General features: G+C 31.8%; 15 protein-coding genes and 1 pseudogene. 5 read left to right on the forward strand and 11 right to left on the reverse strand.

Features of this window, described 5'->3' with window-relative positions:
* Positions 1–64: 64 nt before the first annotated feature.
* On the reverse strand, positions 65–1,033 hold the full coding sequence (locus ACM55K_RS05280) for a FecR family protein (RefSeq protein WP_416849201.1): 969 nt from the start codon (positions 1,031–1,033) through the stop codon (positions 65–67).
* 101 nt (positions 1,034–1,134) lie between these two features.
* Positions 1,135–1,698: an RNA polymerase sigma-70 factor gene (locus tag ACM55K_RS05285; RefSeq protein WP_416849202.1), complete on the reverse strand. Its 564-nt coding sequence runs from the start codon at positions 1,696–1,698 to the stop codon at positions 1,135–1,137.
* 274 nt (positions 1,699–1,972) lie between these two features.
* Here ACM55K_RS05285 and ACM55K_RS05290 point away from each other — a divergent pair.
* Positions 1,973–2,311: pseudogene (locus ACM55K_RS05290) on the forward strand (transposase).
* A 1,240-nt stretch (positions 2,312–3,551) separates the two neighbouring features.
* On the opposite strand, the gene ACM55K_RS05295 reads toward ACM55K_RS05290, so the two are convergent.
* Positions 3,552–4,406, reverse strand: coding sequence for a leucine-rich repeat domain-containing protein (locus ACM55K_RS05295; protein WP_416849203.1), 855 nt, complete (start codon positions 4,404–4,406; stop codon positions 3,552–3,554).
* Positions 4,407–4,587: 181 nt separating this feature from the next.
* Here ACM55K_RS05295 and ACM55K_RS05300 point away from each other — a divergent pair, with 181 nt between their 5' ends.
* Complete coding sequence (locus tag ACM55K_RS05300) at positions 4,588–5,070, forward strand: DUF1761 domain-containing protein (RefSeq protein WP_416849204.1); 483 nt, start codon at positions 4,588–4,590, stop codon at positions 5,068–5,070.
* A gap of 57 nt (positions 5,071–5,127) precedes the next feature.
* On the opposite strand, the gene ACM55K_RS05305 is transcribed toward ACM55K_RS05300, so the two are convergent.
* Positions 5,128–5,406, reverse strand: a complete 279-nt coding sequence (locus ACM55K_RS05305; protein ID WP_416849205.1) for a 4a-hydroxytetrahydrobiopterin dehydratase — start codon at positions 5,404–5,406, stop codon at positions 5,128–5,130.
* Between the two features lie 97 nt (positions 5,407–5,503).
* On the opposite strand from ACM55K_RS05305, the gene ACM55K_RS05310 reads away from it, so the two are divergent.
* A complete protein-coding gene (locus ACM55K_RS05310) occupies positions 5,504–6,652 on the forward strand; it encodes an 8-amino-7-oxononanoate synthase (RefSeq protein WP_416849206.1) in 1,149 nt (382 codons plus the stop codon).
* Here the strand turns inward: ACM55K_RS05310 and ACM55K_RS05315 are convergent.
* The gene (locus ACM55K_RS05315) at positions 6,645–7,535 is read right to left on the reverse strand and encodes a diacylglycerol/lipid kinase family protein (RefSeq protein ID WP_416849207.1); all 891 of its coding nucleotides are present in this window, start codon (positions 7,533–7,535) and stop codon (positions 6,645–6,647) included. The genes ACM55K_RS05310 and ACM55K_RS05315 overlap by 8 nt on opposite strands.
* A 63-nt stretch (positions 7,536–7,598) precedes the next feature.
* Between ACM55K_RS05315 and ACM55K_RS05320 the strand changes: the two genes are divergently transcribed.
* Complete coding sequence (locus tag ACM55K_RS05320; protein ID WP_416849208.1) at positions 7,599–8,567, forward strand: App1 family protein; 969 nt, start codon at positions 7,599–7,601, stop codon at positions 8,565–8,567.
* A gap of 37 nt (positions 8,568–8,604) precedes the next feature.
* On the opposite strand, the gene abc-f is transcribed toward ACM55K_RS05320, so the two are convergent.
* On the reverse strand, positions 8,605–10,512 hold the full coding sequence (gene abc-f, locus ACM55K_RS05325; RefSeq protein ID WP_416849209.1) for a ribosomal protection-like ABC-F family protein: 1,908 nt from the start codon (positions 10,510–10,512) through the stop codon (positions 8,605–8,607).
* Positions 10,513–10,586: 74 nt separating this feature from the next.
* Here abc-f and ACM55K_RS05330 point away from each other — a divergent pair, with 74 nt between their 5' ends.
* Positions 10,587–10,970: a DUF983 domain-containing protein gene (locus tag ACM55K_RS05330; RefSeq protein ID WP_416849210.1), complete on the forward strand. Its 384-nt coding sequence runs from the start codon at positions 10,587–10,589 to the stop codon at positions 10,968–10,970.
* A 2-nt stretch (positions 10,971–10,972) separates the two neighbouring features.
* On the opposite strand, the gene ACM55K_RS05335 is transcribed toward ACM55K_RS05330, so the two are convergent.
* The 5 genes from ACM55K_RS05335 to porK all read right to left on the reverse strand — a co-directional run bounded on the left by ACM55K_RS05335 (position 10,973) and on the right by porK (position 16,772).
* Positions 10,973–12,025 (reverse strand): NAD(P)/FAD-dependent oxidoreductase, encoded by a 1,053-nt coding sequence (locus tag ACM55K_RS05335; RefSeq protein WP_416849211.1) that lies wholly within the window; start codon positions 12,023–12,025, stop codon positions 10,973–10,975.
* 101 nt (positions 12,026–12,126) lie between these two features.
* Positions 12,127–13,017: a type IX secretion system ring subunit PorN/GldN gene (gene porN, locus ACM55K_RS05340; protein WP_416849481.1), complete on the reverse strand. Its 891-nt coding sequence runs from the start codon at positions 13,015–13,017 to the stop codon at positions 12,127–12,129.
* Between the two features lie 48 nt (positions 13,018–13,065).
* Entirely contained in the window at positions 13,066–14,613 is a 1,548-nt protein-coding gene (gene porM / locus ACM55K_RS05345) for a type IX secretion system motor protein PorM/GldM (RefSeq protein ID WP_416849212.1), read from the reverse strand.
* Between the two features lie 45 nt (positions 14,614–14,658).
* Positions 14,659–15,309: a type IX secretion system motor protein PorL/GldL gene (gene porL / locus ACM55K_RS05350; RefSeq protein WP_416849213.1), complete on the reverse strand. Its 651-nt coding sequence runs from the start codon at positions 15,307–15,309 to the stop codon at positions 14,659–14,661.
* A gap of 56 nt (positions 15,310–15,365) precedes the next feature.
* Complete coding sequence (gene porK / locus ACM55K_RS05355) at positions 15,366–16,772, reverse strand: T9SS ring complex lipoprotein PorK/GldK (RefSeq protein WP_416849214.1); 1,407 nt, start codon at positions 16,770–16,772, stop codon at positions 15,366–15,368.
* Between the last annotated feature and the right edge of the window lie 81 nt (positions 16,773–16,853).

The raw sequence follows: 16,853 nt of genomic DNA on the forward strand, positions 1-16,853 counted from the left end.
ATAACTGATTTAAAAATTGTAATATTGTCTTCATTAGTATGGGCTATAATTTTTTTGTAGTCATTTAATTAAAACCTGTTTCTGTTGCAACCAGAAGCGGGTTTATTTTTTTAATAATTTGTTTATCTCTTCTTATAATAATTTGATTTTTAGTTAAATAATCTATTTTAAGTTTCTTAACAAAAGCAATACTTGCTAAAATATTTTCTAATTTTTCTTCTTTAAATTTTCCAGATATAATTAATTTTTCTAATTCTCTATCTTCAAAATCAATAGTAACATTATAGCTGTTTTCCAAAATTATTGCAGTTTCTCCCAGTGTTGTCTGTTCTAAAACAATATTGTTTTTTGTCCAAGCTATTTTCTCAATACTTTCTTCCTTTGTGACATGAAAAGCTGAATTAATAAAATCTGCCTGTTGATTTTTAGTCAGAATTACACTTTTCCCTGAATTAGATCTAAGATTCACTATTCCTGTAAGCACACTTACTTTTGTTGAACCTGTAGCATAAGAGTTTATATTGAAAGAAGTCCCTAAAACCTTTAAAGTCATATCTTGCATTGTCACGATGAATGGCTTTTTTGGGTTCCTCTTTACTTTAAAATAAGCTTCACCAGTGAGTTTAATGCTTCTAGTATTTCCAAATTCTTCAGGATAAGAAACAGTGCTATTTCTATTTAAAACCACGATACTTCCATCTTGTAAAATGATTTCTTTCTTCTCCTCACTATTTGTTATTTGAATAATTTCTTTTGGTGTTAGGAATTGTTTGATTAGAAAACTAATTCCTAAAAAAAGAACTGCAATAGCGGCAACTTGCAATATTCTTAATCTAACAGTTTTTTTAGTAGATTTAATTGTTTGAGCATATATTGTATGGGATATTTTTTCCCCTTTCTTATTTGAAAGCAACACTGCACTTTCGCTTTTTTGCATTTTATTAAAAAATGCTTCTACAATACTTCTCTCCTGATCATTACACTGATTTTTGGAGTATTTCTTTGCAATGATTTTAAATTCTTCTGTGTTCAAAATAATATGATTTTAACTATAAGTCACATTTTTTAGAACAAACAAGTAGTGGTATTTCTAGTCTTAACTTTTTCTTAAAACAAGAGCAAATCTGCTTAACATTAAAGAAACATTTGGTGCAATTGAGAAGAAATTGTCGAACGAAGATTCTTTAAAGCATTACTAATATGCTTTTCGACTGTATAGATGGAAAGATTAAGCTTTGTTGCAATTTCCAGATTTGAATAATCTTCAAATCTACTCATCATAAATACTTCTTTACATTTAGGAGAAAGTTCATCGACATGACTCATAATTTCTCTTTCGAAATCTTTATACTCGATATCATTAATTGTATTGGTAGAAGAACCTATATACTCTAAAACATCAATATGTTCTTTGGTAAATTTCAAATCTCGAATATGATTGGCTATTTTGTATTTAACAGCCCTGAAAAGGTAGGATTCTAAATTTAATATTGTTGCTGTTTCTATATTTTTCCATAAACTGATAAAAATTTCCTGAACTATGTCTTCACAAACCTCCTCTTCCTTAAAAATATTATAGGCATACGTGTACAGCCGTTTCCAATACCGATTAAAAATCACTTCAAAAGCAAATCTATTTCCCTTTTGGAGCAAGTTTTGTAGCTCTCCATCTGACATTGATTTAAAATCTATTTTCATAGCAACAAATGAAAACAATCTTTTACGATGCCACTAATTATTGATTTTAAGTTTCTGTTAACTCTGGTCCATCTTGTTACAGAATAGTATAAAGATATAATGCATTACTATAAGTTTAGTCCATTCTTCAATTACTCCCAACTCTTAGTTTTCGTTTCTTCCTTTGTGATTCAATAATAAGTAATTACAGAATTAAATGATACGTTTGAAAACCTAAGTTTTTTTACTTAGCAACGGGGATACTAAAAAACAACTTTTAACCAGAAGTAAATATGTGCTCTTCAAGTCTACATCCAGGTGGACTAAAACACAAATTAAAAGAACTTCAATATTATTTCAATTGTACCCCAGGATAGAAAGTGCGTACCAATTAGCTCAGAACCTATCCAATATTTACGAAAAGACTTTCGATAAAAATTTAGCCCGATTAAAATTAGCGCAATGGTATAATGAAATAGAAAAAGCGTAATTTAAATCTTTTAATACAATATCAAAATCAAAAAAAAAACATTAGGAATCCATATTAAACTACTTTGACAACAGAAGTACGAATACTTCTGCAGAATCCTTCAATGCCAAAATAAAGAATTTAGAGCACAATTTAGAGGAGTGAGAGATGTGAAATTATTCTTATTCAGACTAACAAAATTATATGCATAAATACGCTAGTCCCCAAAAATAATTCTTGACCCCATCTTGCAAATAAATACATAAAATCAACTATTTACAAATAAAAAAAACCGACAAAATATACTTTCGTATATTTTGTCGGTTAAGTGACCATAATGGGATTCGAACCAATGCTAATTTAAAATCAATAATTTTATATCTAACTTAATTTCTTCAAATGAATTCTCGACGAAGTCATTATTTCATTATAGAAAATTTTGAAAATAAGATATTCAAATCACTATAATTTCAAATCAAGGATTTTCAATTTAAAAATTTACTTACTTTAAAGATCATCATTAACACTAACAATTTTATAATAATCTTCTATAATTTCGTTAGATTTTTCAAGATTACTCGCTACTAGAAAAGCTTCAGAGAAATCTGGAGCTTTTTTTATGGAAAAAATTTAAGGTTGCATTGATATTAACTGCACAACAGATTCTCTTTATAGTCTTGCTTTGCTATAATTAATTGTGGTTAGTACGATTATACCTATATATTTTAGAACCAATTAGCATCTTACCTTACCACCAACCCTTGTAACCTCTAAACCAATTGGAGTCTTTTAGAACTTGGTACAGGAACAGGTCTTTCTTTCTTGTATTAAGGATGCTACGAACGAAAAATCTAAGATTTCAATTGATAATAGTGCGGATTATTTATCAATAAAAAATAAATAATTTGAATCAGATGGGAGATTAACAATTCTTTGAGAGATGCAAATGAATGAATAAAAGACAATCAAATCGAAAAATTTGATTAAATTTTGCGTATACTTGACCAGAAAAATACGAAACTTTAGACCAAACTTCAATTTGTTAAAAACAGTTGGGTTTTATATGACGGTATACTCCCACAACCAAACTATCCAGTTGGAATCAAGAAAATGTTGACAAACTCGTAAGCTTCCTTGATATTCGAACTGATATGAGATTAACCTAAAAGAACTGTCCTAAAAAGGTTTTTGCTATTAAAAAAAATATTAGTTAGCAGCTTATGCGACTGAGACCATCTAGAAAAGCTTTAGAGAAATTTGAAGATTTTTATTTCCCACAGCTTAATCTGATTAATTGGTACAAAAAAACCTGTGAAGCACAAAAGCTACACAGGTTTTTCTAACTAAACTTATTAAATTAAACTTATTTAAAAAAAAAAACTAAACCTCATATTTATTTCAAATACTAATCTTCAGAAACTATAGCTGTATTTTTATTAGAAGTTACATCTAATAAAACGGCAACACCTCTATCATTTATCATTGTCATATTCAAGGTATCCAAAACTGCTAAATCTTTAGATACTAGCCCATTAAACATATTATAAGAAATATTCATTTCTTTAAGCTTATTCAATTTTTCTAACTCAAATGGCACTTGACCATTCATTTTATTGTCAAATAAACTAAGATTTTCAAGAGATGACATATTTACCACATTACGGCTTAGCGCCCCAATAAATTTATTACTACTTAGAAGTAAAATTTTTATTGTTTTTACATCATAAAGTGAAGTCGGAATTTGTCCAGTTATTTCATTGTTATATAATGACAGAACTTCTAATTGTTTTAAGGCTCCTATTTGCAAAGGCAATTCACCTGAAAGCATATTCATATATAACTCTAAGTCTTTTAAATTATTCATTTTACAAACAGAGGAAGGTATTGTCCCTGATAAATTATTAAACGAAAGGTTTAACACTTTCAAGTCTTTTAAGTTTCCAATATCAGATGGAATTTTTCCAGAAAGGTGATTTTTGTGCAAATTCAATTCTTGCAGACTAACTAAGTTGACAATATCAGATGGAATTTCACCATTTAAATTATTATCAGCCAAATTTATTGAAACCACTTTCTCACCTTGCAACTTAACTCCGTACCAAGTAGAAACTGGTGATGATAAATCCCATTTTACAGTCCATTGATTTCCATTTGTTGCTTGATATAATTTTACAAGTGCATCTTTCTCTGAAAGAGAAACATTAGCCAACATGGAAAAGGAAAACAAAACGGTTAAAAATAGAGTAGTTAGATTTTTCATAACTTAAAGTTTTTGCTTTTTATTTATCTAAATCTACATACAATAAGAGTAACTCGCAAATAAAATCGACAAAACGCACTGTTTTATATTATTTATAGAGTTATATCCTACAAAAAATACAAATTATTTGTTAAATAATAATTCACTAAATTTGATTTACTAACCTTTAAAAATCAATTTTATGGAAATGAATTTTCTAGCACTTTTTGTTGCTGCTTTGTCCACACTTGTAGTAGGATTTGTTTGGTACAATCCAAAAGTTTTTGGAACAGTTTGGATGAAAGAATCTGGCATGACTGAAGAAAAAATGAAAGGAGGAAATATGCTCTTAACATTTGGAATATCATTACTATACGCTTTTTTTATAAGCTTCGTACTTCAGTTCGTTACAATACATCAAACAGGTGCATTAGGAATGGTTGGCGGAGATCCTAGCATCGCAAAACCGTCCTACGAAATTTTCATGGCCGATTATGGATCAGCGTTTAGGACTTTCAAGCACGGAGCATTACACGGTTTTATGACTGGTCTATTTTTGGCGTTACCAGTTATAGGGACTAACGCTTTATACGAAAGAAGAAGCTTCAAATACACGCTAGTTACAGGCGGTTTTTGGATAGTATGCTTTATGATTATGGGCGGAATTATTTGCGCTTGGAAATAATTAGAAAAAAATTAAAATAAATTTCGTCTTCGAATAATACAAGACGAAATTTATTTTTTATTGGATTTGCTCAATAGCTTTTGCTAACTCAACATCCTTATCTGTGACTCCATCAGCATCGTGAGTAGTCAACCGAATCGTCACTTTATTATATACATTAAATAATTCCGGATGATGATTTCTTTTCTCAGCCATCACTCCTACCTGAACTATAAAACCCAATGCCTGAGTAAAGTTTAAAAATTTAAACTTTTTCTCTATTCCATTATTAATAAATTGCCAGTCCTTAAGCTCTTTTAATTGGGATTGAACTGTTTGCTCTGTATACGTTTTCATAATTTATTTTTTTATTCATATAAAGTTAGCTAAATTAGAATCATAGAACAATACTTTAACTTTATTAACTAATTTTGGTAAAAAATTAAAATTCAATTTGAATACATCTTATTATTTCAAAATTTATAATTCAACTGCTCAACTTCCAAAAAATTGGAATGATTTAGCTATATCAACTATTTTTTTATCCAAAAATTATCTGGAAGTACTAGAAAAATCACCTCCAGAAAACATGATGTGTCATTTTATCGGAATTTTTAAAAATGATACTTTAGTTGGTATTGCCGTTTCACAATTTTTAGATTTAAATAAATTGGAATCTTTTGGAGAACGGGATAAATGTGTTAAAACCGCTTTACGGAATTTTGCTTTCAGAAATTTTTGTTCCAATGTATTACTCATTGGCAACAATATGTTAACCGGACAAAATTCTTTTGCTTTTTCAAATATTATAGATAAAAAGAAAGGGTTACAAACATTAAAATTGGCAACAGCTGCATTGAAAAAAATGTTTGAATCCAAAGGCAAAAAGATTCATATCACCTCCTTTAAAGATTTTGACAAAGAAGAAATTAAAAACTTTGACATTCCAGAATTTAAAAACGATTATCAGTTTTCAACACAGCCAAATATGGTTTTTTCGATTAATGAAAATTGGAAATCAGAGCAAGATTACATCGACTCACTTTCAAAAAAATACCGAGATCAATACAAAAGAGCCCGAAAAAAAGCAGCTGTGGTTGAAAAAAGAAAAATGCATCTCGAAGACATCATTGCAAATGAAGAGACCATTTATGATTTGTATATTCATGTAGCCAAAAATGCCCCTTTCAATACTTTTTTCCTTCCAAAAAATCATTTTAGAACTTTTAAAGAAACCTTCAAAGATAAATTCCTTTTTTATGGCTATTTCATTGATAGAAAACTAATTGGTTTTAATACTTTAATAAAAAATGGCGATGTGATGGATACCTATTTTCTAGGATATGATGATAGTATCCAACGTGAAAAAATGTTGTATTTGAATATGTTATACGATATGATTGCCTATTCTATCAATAAAGGTTTTAAGGAAATTGTTTTTGCAAGAACCGCTTTGGAAATTAAAAGTTCAGTAGGAGCAAAACCTGTAAAAATGTATGGTTTTATAGAGCACACCAATCCCATACTTAATTCCTACATGCCTAAAATTTTTAAATATTTAGAACCTGAAACTATTTGGCAAGAACGAAATCCATTTAAATAATTTCATTAATTGGATTAGGGATTGCTACCTTCATCTGTTTAGGTAAAATTTCGATATTCAGCATTGTTTTTGTTCCAAAATATTCTCCATCAATTTGAAAACTAACTGGTACATTTGTCGTTATTGTTGCTCTATCGGTTGAAATTATCTCTATATCTTCGGAATCTATTGGCATATTCCCAGTGATAATTTTCCCGAGTGTTACCAAATCCAAGTTTTTCAAAATTACCAATTCAAACTTCCCATCATCCATAACTCCATTTGGATTGATGGAAACTCCTGTGCCATATTTTTTAGAATTAGCTATTACAATCATTCTTGCCACACATTCAATTGTTTCAAAATCACCAGTAATAGTAGCTGTGAAAGGATCGTCTAAATCAATCAAAGTACTAAAAGTTTGTAAAAAATAGCCCCATTTACCACGAATGGTACTTTTTTCATAGTTCTTAATCATTTCCGCATTAAGCCCCAAATCACTTAGATGAATACTTTTTTTTCCATTGATGGAAATCATATCTATTTCCATATAATTATTATGGAACGCTATTGCTAAATTTTCTTCCAGTGTTGATGGCAAATCTAAATCTACTGCTAAACCGTTGGCAGAACCAGCCGGTAAAATTCCAAGAATCACATTCTGTTTTTCCATTGCCTCAGCAACCATTTTTATTGTTCCATCACCACCCGCCACAATAATTCGTTCTGGCTTGTAGGTTTCATAAAGCGCTTTTATATTGACAATATCAGCAACTCCCGAAGTAGTATAAATGACAAGATTCAGGTTTTCTTTTTCGCTAAAAAGCGCTACACTAGTAATAAGTTCTGCTTTATCAATATCTCCAGAAATAGGATTAACGACCATTATGATATTCTTTCTCAAAATTTGCCTACTTTTATTGGTGAAAACTTACAACTTACAATTCATCCCAAAAGTACTAAATAAATGAAACCTATTTTAAAATTATACCGCGGCTATGCTAATGAACAAGAATTAATAGTTATGGGTCATGTTTTTAGACCGACAACAGCCAAAGATTATGATTTTCAGAAAAAAAATATCAAAAATGCAACTTCAGTCATTGGTATGTTTAGAATTAAAACACAAGCGAATGCTGATGTCTATTTAGACCATAATAAAATAAAAATCCATACCAAAACACTGAATGACGGTTATTTTAAATTTTGCGTACCATTAGACCAATTTGCCCTTTATGGATGGATTGACTATGAAGTAAGTATTGTTTATAATGACGAACCGATAACGACCAAAGACAGTTACATTCGCCCACACAAAGGCAATTTAGGAATTATATCCGATATCGACGATACCTTTTTAGTATCACATACACTGAATCCTTTTAAGAAATTATATGTTTTGTTATTCAAAAACATAAATAAAAGAAAAATTTACGAAGACGTTGTCACACATTATCAGGCATTAAGTACGGCTGGAAGAGAAAACAAAGAAGAATTCAATGCTTTTTTTTATGTTTCGAGTAGCGAATGGAATTTGTACCGTTTTATTATAAAATTCACTGAACTACATCAACTGCCAAAAGCAGTTTTATTATTGAAAGATATTAAAACGAGTCTGACTGATTTTTTTCTGACCGGAAGAGGTAATCACAATCATAAGTTTGACAAAATAAAACACATTCTGGAATTCTACCCCAATTTAGAATATGTACTGCTGGGTGACGATTCACAGCATGATGCCTTTTTATACGAAGCAATTTGTAAAATTTTCCCCGTTACAGTAAAAGCAGTTTATATCAGACAAACCGGCGACTCTAAAAAAGAAAAAGTGACAGCTGTTTTGAAAAATTTAGAAACCTTAAAAGTTTCTGTTTGTTATTTCAAAAATAGCAGCGAAGCCATTACACACTCTAAAATGATTGGGATTATTGTATAAAAAAAGAGTTCCAAAAATTTTTGGAACTCTTTTTTTATTATAATTTATCAATTTCTTCTTGAACCACTTCCCACTCTAAAAGGAATTTATCCAACTCAGCCTTTTTCTTGTTGTATGCTGTGAAAAACTTAGCATCCTCAATGTGTTTGTCGTAATTAGAAGCGAGCATTTTGTCATCTTGCTGTATGTCTTTTTCTAATTGCTTGATTTGACTCTCCACTTTGCTCAATTTATTCTGTAAGGCTTTCCCTTTCTTTTGGTCTTCATAAGAAGCTTTATTGCTTTCTTTAGGTGCTGCTGCTTTTTGAGCATCTTTTTTCTCTACTTCACGCATATTCTCCATATTACGTTGTTCCAAGAAATAGTTGATATCCCCTAAATATTCTTTTATTTTTTGGTCTTTAAACTCATATACCAAATTTGACATTCCCTGCAAGAAATCTCTATCGTGAGAAACTAACAATAAAGTACCACCAAATTTTTGAAGTGCCGCTTTCAAAACATTCTTGGATTTGATGTCCAAGTGATTCGTAGGCTCATCCATCAGCAAAACATTAATAGGCTGCAGTAATAATTTACACAGTGCCAGACGGTTTCTTTCACCCCCAGAAAGGACTTTTACCTTTTTCTCCACATCATCGCCACGAAACAAGAAAGAACCCAGCATATCGCGTACTTTAGAACGATTGGTATCTGCTGCAGCATCTTCCATAGTTTGCAACAGGGTGATTTCACCATCAAGATATTCTGCTTGATTTTGTGCGAAATAACCCAATTGTACATTATGACCTAATTTGATGTTTCCTTTATATTCAAATTCATCTACAATAGCTTTGATAAAAGTCGATTTCCCTTGTCCATTTTGTCCAACGAATGCAATTTTACTTCCACGTTCTACTAACAAATTGATATCTTTCAAAATCGTTTTATCACCGTAGCTTTTGGTTACATTTTCGGCTTCTATAACTACTCGTCCCGGTTCTTTGGAAACTGGAAAAGTAATATTCATCACCGAATTGTCATCTTCATCAACTTCAATACGTTCTATTTTGTCGAGTTTTTTAATCATCGATTGCGCCATCGAAGCTTTAGACGCTTTGGCTCGGAATTTTTCAATTAATTTCTCGGTTTCTTCAATTTTTTTGGCTTGATTTTTTTGTGTTGCCAATTGTTTTTCACGAATTTCATGACGCAATTCTAAATATTGAGAATACGGTCTATTGAAATCATAGGCTTTCCCAAGAGAAATTTCAATGGTTCTATTGGTCACATTATCCAAGAACATTTTATCGTGTGAAACAATCACCACAACACCAGGATAATTACGAAGGAAACTTTCTAACCAAATGATACTCTCAATATCCAAGTGATTTGTAGGCTCATCCAGCAATAAAACGTCATTTGCTTGTAATAATAATTTAGCCAACTCGATACGCATTCTCCATCCACCAGAGAAAGTTTCTGTCTGATTATCAAAAACTTCTCTTTTAAATCCCAACCCAAGAAGAATTTTCTCAGTATCTCCAACATAATTATATCCACCCAACAATTCAAAACGATGGGTGTAATCAGATAAGTCTTCTATAATTTGACTGTATTCGTCACTTTCATAATCGGTACGGGTAACCAATAAGTGATTAATCTCTTCGAGCTTTTTCTCCACAATTTTAATCTCCGTAAAAGCTTCATAGGCTTCTTCAAGAACCGTTCTCCCCTGTTCAAAATCGATGTCTTGACGTAAAAAACCCATTCGAAGATCCTTCTCTTGAGAAATAACACCTGAATCCGGTGCAAAATCTCTTGCCAACATTTTAAGCATCGTAGATTTTCCGGCCCCATTTTTTCCAACAAGACCCACACGGTCTCCAGCACCCAATCGAAAGGTAACTTCTTCAAATAAATAAGTACCACCAAACGAAACGGATAAATTGTGTATATTAAGCATGTATTGTTATTTTATTCCTTTTTGAAAGTGTAAATTTGTAACTCTAAAAAAAGGAAAAATTAAATTTTTTGCAAATGTTAAAAAAAGGATCCAAATTATATAGCATTTTAACAGGAACTTGTCCTAAATGTCAGAATGAGAGTATGTATTTGGATAAAAATCCACTACATTTCAATAAAATTTTAAAAATGCACGAAAATTGCAGTCATTGTGGTTTAAAATATCAAATTGAACCTTCTTTCTTTTATGGTGCAATGTATGTCAGTTATGGATTGAATGTTGGGATTGGAATCGCTGCCTTTATAATCTCTTTTATATTTTTTGGCTCCAGTCTAAAAGTTGCCTTTATTTCAATAATTGCCGCGCTAATTCTCTCCTTCCCATTTGTTTTACGTTGGTCCAGAAACATATATATTAATATGTTTGTTTCGTATGATCCAAAAACAAAACTAAAATAATATTATTGCTGCCCTTTATGCAGAAATCTGTTAATGTCAATTTCCTTATTTAAAGGAATTTGATGTTCTATATTGTCAAATAATGCTTTAGCCATTGCTGGGCCCAGCATCACTCCTCTTGTTCCCAAACCATTTAGGATATGTATTGATTCACAATTTTGAAGTGTTCCTACTAATGGTCTTCTGTCTTTTACAGTTGGCCTAACTCCCGCAAAATGCTCCACAATTTCAAAATCACAGGTTATAATTTCTCTTATCCTTTCCTCTAATTCAATCTTTCCTTCTTCTGTAGGTAAGTCTGTTTTATCTTTCCAATTATAAGTAGCGCCCACTTTATATAAATCATTGCCTAGAGGCAAAATAAAGACACTCGTATTTACGATTACATCTAAATCCAACTGAGGTGCTTTTATAATAAAAAGCTCGCCTTTTGTCCCGTCTAGAGGCAAATGCTTAAAATATGGGTTTGAGTGCATGCCAAAACCTTCCGCAAAAATAATATGTTTGGCCTGAATATCTTTATAACGAATACCGTCACTTTCTATTTGCAAAGCATCATAATCAAATGATTCTTCCTTAAATAGATTGTTTTCTTTCAGATATTCTCTGTATTTATTTAATAATAAGGCGGTGTCCACATAGCCCGTTTGCAACACTTCGCCATACCCATAAGGAGAATCAATTCCCGAATACTTTTTAGAAATCAATTGTGTGGATAAAAAGGGAGCCAACGCTACTTTATCTGATGCAGCAAACCAATTATTCTGTTCTTCGATAGAGAAAAATTTTCTTAAAATAGGCCTTTTAAAATCAACTTTACATTTTAATTTTTCTTCCAAAAAAGTATAAAATTCATTCATCAATACCAATTGCTCTTGAGCTTGCCATACTTCGCTAAAGCGTTTTAGAATAACCGGATTATATAAACCGCCGGCAATTTTGGACGAATTTTGAGAATTATTATCCAAAACCAAAATAGTTTTCTCATTTCTCAAAGCAATCTCTGCAAATGAAATACCCGCTAAACCAGAACCTATTATTAAATAATCAACCATTAGAAATATTACCTTTTAAAATAAATACAAAGTAAGGACATTAAAACAAAAAAACTCTTACCATTATAGTAAGAGTTTCTCTTTATATTGTAAAATTGAAATTAGTAATTCCACATATCTTGTTCAAAATTACGAATTTTTTCTTTCACTCTTTCCGATTCTAACAATTGATTCTGGGCATTATCTTTCATATACTCAGCAATTGATCTGTCTCCATAAACGTTTTCTTCTTTGTAAATTACACTGTTAAATTTCCTTGAATTAAGAATTTGATCAAAAGAAACGGGCATCGCAGAATTTTTATCATTGAAAGCTTTTGCTTCATGTAATACGTCTCTAGCAGCAGGGAAAAATATCCAAAATAGCTCAATGTAATCTTTTTCATCAGTGTTCATGGTAAACACATCTGGCGTAACAGGACAAATTCCAAGTAAACGATACTTCAATTCACTTTGACGTTTGTCAAAATACCAGTATCCTTTAATTTTATATTGGGTAACATCTTGTGCTGTAAGATCTGATTTTAAAATATACTCAGGAGATATCTGGGCTCCTGCATTTATTTGCTCTCTTCCTGCGTCAGTTGTGTCAATACGGGTCAATGAACCTTGAATATCTTTCATAGATTTTTTGGTATTAAAATAACTGTCAGTATACACTTCTGTTATTTTACCATTTCTCATTGCCTTTGTCAAAACATCATATAAAGACCTTCTATCAGAACCAATATTAGCAGTATCAATAGGAAAATACAAAGAAAAATTAATCTTTTCACTTAAATCGATTATTTCCCAAGTTGTTTTACCCATCAAAACGTCTCTATCATGCACATAACCATAAGCCAATGGTTTGTCATTATCAGAAATGAGCTGTGCAGCAGTTTTAAGCCCTATTTGATCTGGCGTTTTAGCATTAAGCAAATTAGATTGTGCTACAGATGCAAAACTCCAAGTGGCAGAGATAATAGCTATTAAAAAATTTCTTACATTCATCATGATTTCATTATAAGTTAATGAAGTAGTGGTTTGTATAACTACTTATTATTGTATTTCAAAAATTACTGGAGCGGTTCTTGGTAATAAATAACTACCCGCACCTACAAGTTTTGTTTTAATTTCAGAAATAGTAACTTGGTCACCCCTGACCGCTTTAGAAAGAACCGCGTTACATTGTGCATTCAATTTATTCCCTTGAACAACAACAGTAGGCTGTCCCGTTACTTTCAAATTAAAGCCAACTACATTTAAACCAACTTCAAAATCAAAATCAACTAATTTAGCTCCAATTGTAGCAATTTGCAAATTTGATTTAGGCCCTTTTACCACACCCATTTCTCCTCTAATAGTTCCAGTTGGACCAGGGATACCTTTTATTCTAAAGGTTTTTTTATCCGAAACCTTAGAACCATCAGGAAGTGTTCCAGTCACATTGATTACAGTTTCAGTTCCTGCTCCCGGGCTCATATTGTATTTCCCTCCACCTGCAGAACTCAATCCTGGAGCTGATGCTGTAACTTTATCAGCTGAGACACCAGCAAAAGAAATCGTCATTGGGTTTACAACACCTCTATAAACAACATTCATTTTATCGGCAGAAATTGTAGCCGATTTTGGTCTTGCTACAACTACATATTTATCTTTAATAGGTAAACTAACTACTTTTCCATTTTCATCAAAATTGAAAGAACCACCAATTGGGTGCTCCCCTATGCTACCTGCTCCAAAAGAAAAATTAGCTTGACCAGCTTGTGCTGCAATACTTGAACCATTCACAATTACTGATTTAGCTTTTAATGAAGGGTCGAATTTTCCGAGAATAATCTTTCCTTTAACCGCTTCTCCTTGAAAGAAAACTGACTTTTCAAGAACCACTATTGGTTGATAAGCGGTAAGAGAGGCTGCAGCAACTAAATCTGATTGGAACATTCCAGTCATTACATCGCTTTCAGTTGTTTTAATATCAGCTTGCAATTGAGACAATTTTGTAATTGTAGCAATAAGTGGATATCCTTTATAATTATAATCAATCCAAGCTAATTTCGCCCCTGCTTTTTCAGAATAAACTGGTTTAGTGGCAAATCTGGCTTCAATTTTTTTCATTTCAGAATCAGCAATTGAGCTTCCGCCAATTTGTTTGATTTGAGTTGAGAAATTATTAATCTTATCTAAAAACTCTTGTCCTTCCTTAGAAACTCTATCCCCTGTAAAGAACTTTCTGTCAATCAAATCGCCTTTATCCATCTGCTCATATGGCAAATTACCTTCCGCATCTCTTACAAATTTACTGGTAACAGTTGTTTTGATATTTTCTAAATAATCAGTAAAATCTTTAGACAAAGCTCTGATTTTTTCAACTTTTGCTTTTTTATCACCAAATTGCCCTGGCTGATCCACTGCCTTTTGAGCTAATTGTTCAAATGAAGATTGATTTCGTGTGTCCGTTATAGAGTTGGACTCTACTATTTTATTATTCAAAATCCCAAAAGCTGACAACACTTCTTTGGACATATTTAATGCTAACATTGCGATAAAAACCAAGTACATTAGGTTAATCATCTTCTGTCTAGGGGTTAGTTTTCCTCCTGCCATATTTTCTACTAATTAGTTTGTTATTTTTATATAGTTTGAAACTAATTATCCTTTATTGTGCATTGCAGAAAGCATTCCTCCATATACATTGTTAAGTGATGACAAATTAGATGTCAAAGACTGCATTTGGTCTTTTAATTTTAAGTTATTCTCAGCAACTTCTTCATTTATTTGTGCATTTCTTGAAGCGCTTTGTAATTGTATTTTGTATAAACTATTCAAAGATTCCATTTGGGCTGCAGCCAAAGTCAACTCTTCGCTATATTTCTTAGTAGAATTAATAGAATCTACAGTTGGTGCAATCCCTTTTGCAGCAGATTCGAAATTTTTAATGCTACTCCCCAAACTCGCCATTAATTCACCGTCAATTTTAGCATCTTTTAACATTGCATCTAGCTTTTGAGACAACAATCCTTGAGCATCTGATGGAGTTTCAATTTTTGCTTTTTTTACACCAGTTGCTTTACCATTTGCCAGTTCAGGATATACTAACGTCCAATCCAAATCATCATCAACTGGTTCAAATGCTGAAAGTGCAAAAATTCCAGCTTCTACAATAAGTCCAATGGTTAACATTAAATTTCCGGTTATAAAACCGAATTCAAGGTGAGTAATTTTGAACAATGCTCCAATGATTACAACTGCCGCTCCCATTCCGTATGCGAAATTCATTGTTTTTTTGCTAAGTAATGCCATAATGTTTTATTTTGGGGTTAATTATTTAAAGATTTGGTTTCTTTTATCGTTATTTATTATTTACCTCTTTTGTTACTTCCGGTAGTTTGCAATCCCATGTAATCCTGAACGGTTCTAAAACCAATAAAACTTCTTGCAGAATCCGCATATTCGAAATCCCTTGTGCTTACCTGTAGGAAATAAGCAACATCTTTCCACGAACCTCCACGAACTACTTTGCGTTTATTTGAAGCATCCAGAACATTAGGGTTCATAGAAGACACATATTCGTATGCATTTGGATCATATGATGAGTCTGTCCATTCCGAAACGTTTCCTGCCATGTTATACAAATTATAACCATTTGGCTCATACGATTTTGCCTCTACAGTATACAAAGCTTCATCTGCTGCATAATCTCCCCTATTTGGTTTAAAATTAGCAAGAAAACAGCCTCTGTCATTTTTAGTATATGGCCCACCCCAAGGATATGTTGCAGACTGCAATCCTCCTCTAGCCGAATATTCCCATTCTGCTTCAGTAGGTAATCTAAAAGAATTTATCAAATCGTGGCCTTTCTTTTTAGATTTTATATAAGTGTTTTTATTCAACGTTCTCCAAGCACAAAAAGCTTTTGCTTGAGTCCATTTTACACCTACAACTGGATAATCTCCATACGCTTTGTGCCAAAAATAATCATTATGCATTGGCTCATTATATGAATATGCAAAATCTTTAATCCAAACAGTTGTGTCAGGATATACATTAACTTCTTCCGTTTTAATAAAATCTTTTCTTTTCCCTACTTTAGCTTTGGCAGCAGCCTGAATATCCATCCAAGAATAACGGAATTTCAATTTATTTACATCTATTGTACGTAATCCATTATAAGATGCTTCTTGTGGTAAATACATAGAATCCATCACTTCAGTATAATATTCATCCGGATACAACTTAGTATCTTTGATTAATTTTACTTTTTTATTCAATTTTCTTCCCGCATAAGGATCATCCGCAGTACCTATACTGTAATAATTATCATACATATATTTATCATATGCGGTCATCTTTTCAGGGTCAGAATCATTAAAAGCAAAATCACCGATACTTCCGGCATTTTTACCTTTCCCTTTTCCATCACCTGCTTTTTGCCCGCTTTCATCTGCAAGAATAGCTAATCGAACTCTCATTGTTGAGTCTTTTACCCATTCTACAAATTGACGATATTCACTATTGGTAATTTCAGTTTCGTCCATATAAAAAGAACGAACAGTTACTGTTTTTGTAGGCGCATCTTCAACATCGGCTAAATCATCATCTGATTTACCCATAATAAAAGCACCACCTGGAATTAAAGCCATTCCATAAGGTTTCTCCGGATGCCATTTCCCTCCATTAATACCAACTAATTCTCCTTTGTCGCTTGATTTACCACAGCCAATTAACAGTGTCAAAATTGCCGTAAATACAATGAAATTCTTCATATAAGTTTGGATTATCTATTCTTTGTCTTAAAATTGCGTAAACCTATTTATTATTTATTAATAAAACAATATTTTTCATTG

It is taken from the genome of Flavobacterium arabinosi (genome assembly GCF_048158725.1).
In the GTDB taxonomy this organism is placed as follows: Bacteria; Bacteroidota; Bacteroidia; order Flavobacteriales; family Flavobacteriaceae; genus Flavobacterium; species Flavobacterium arabinosi.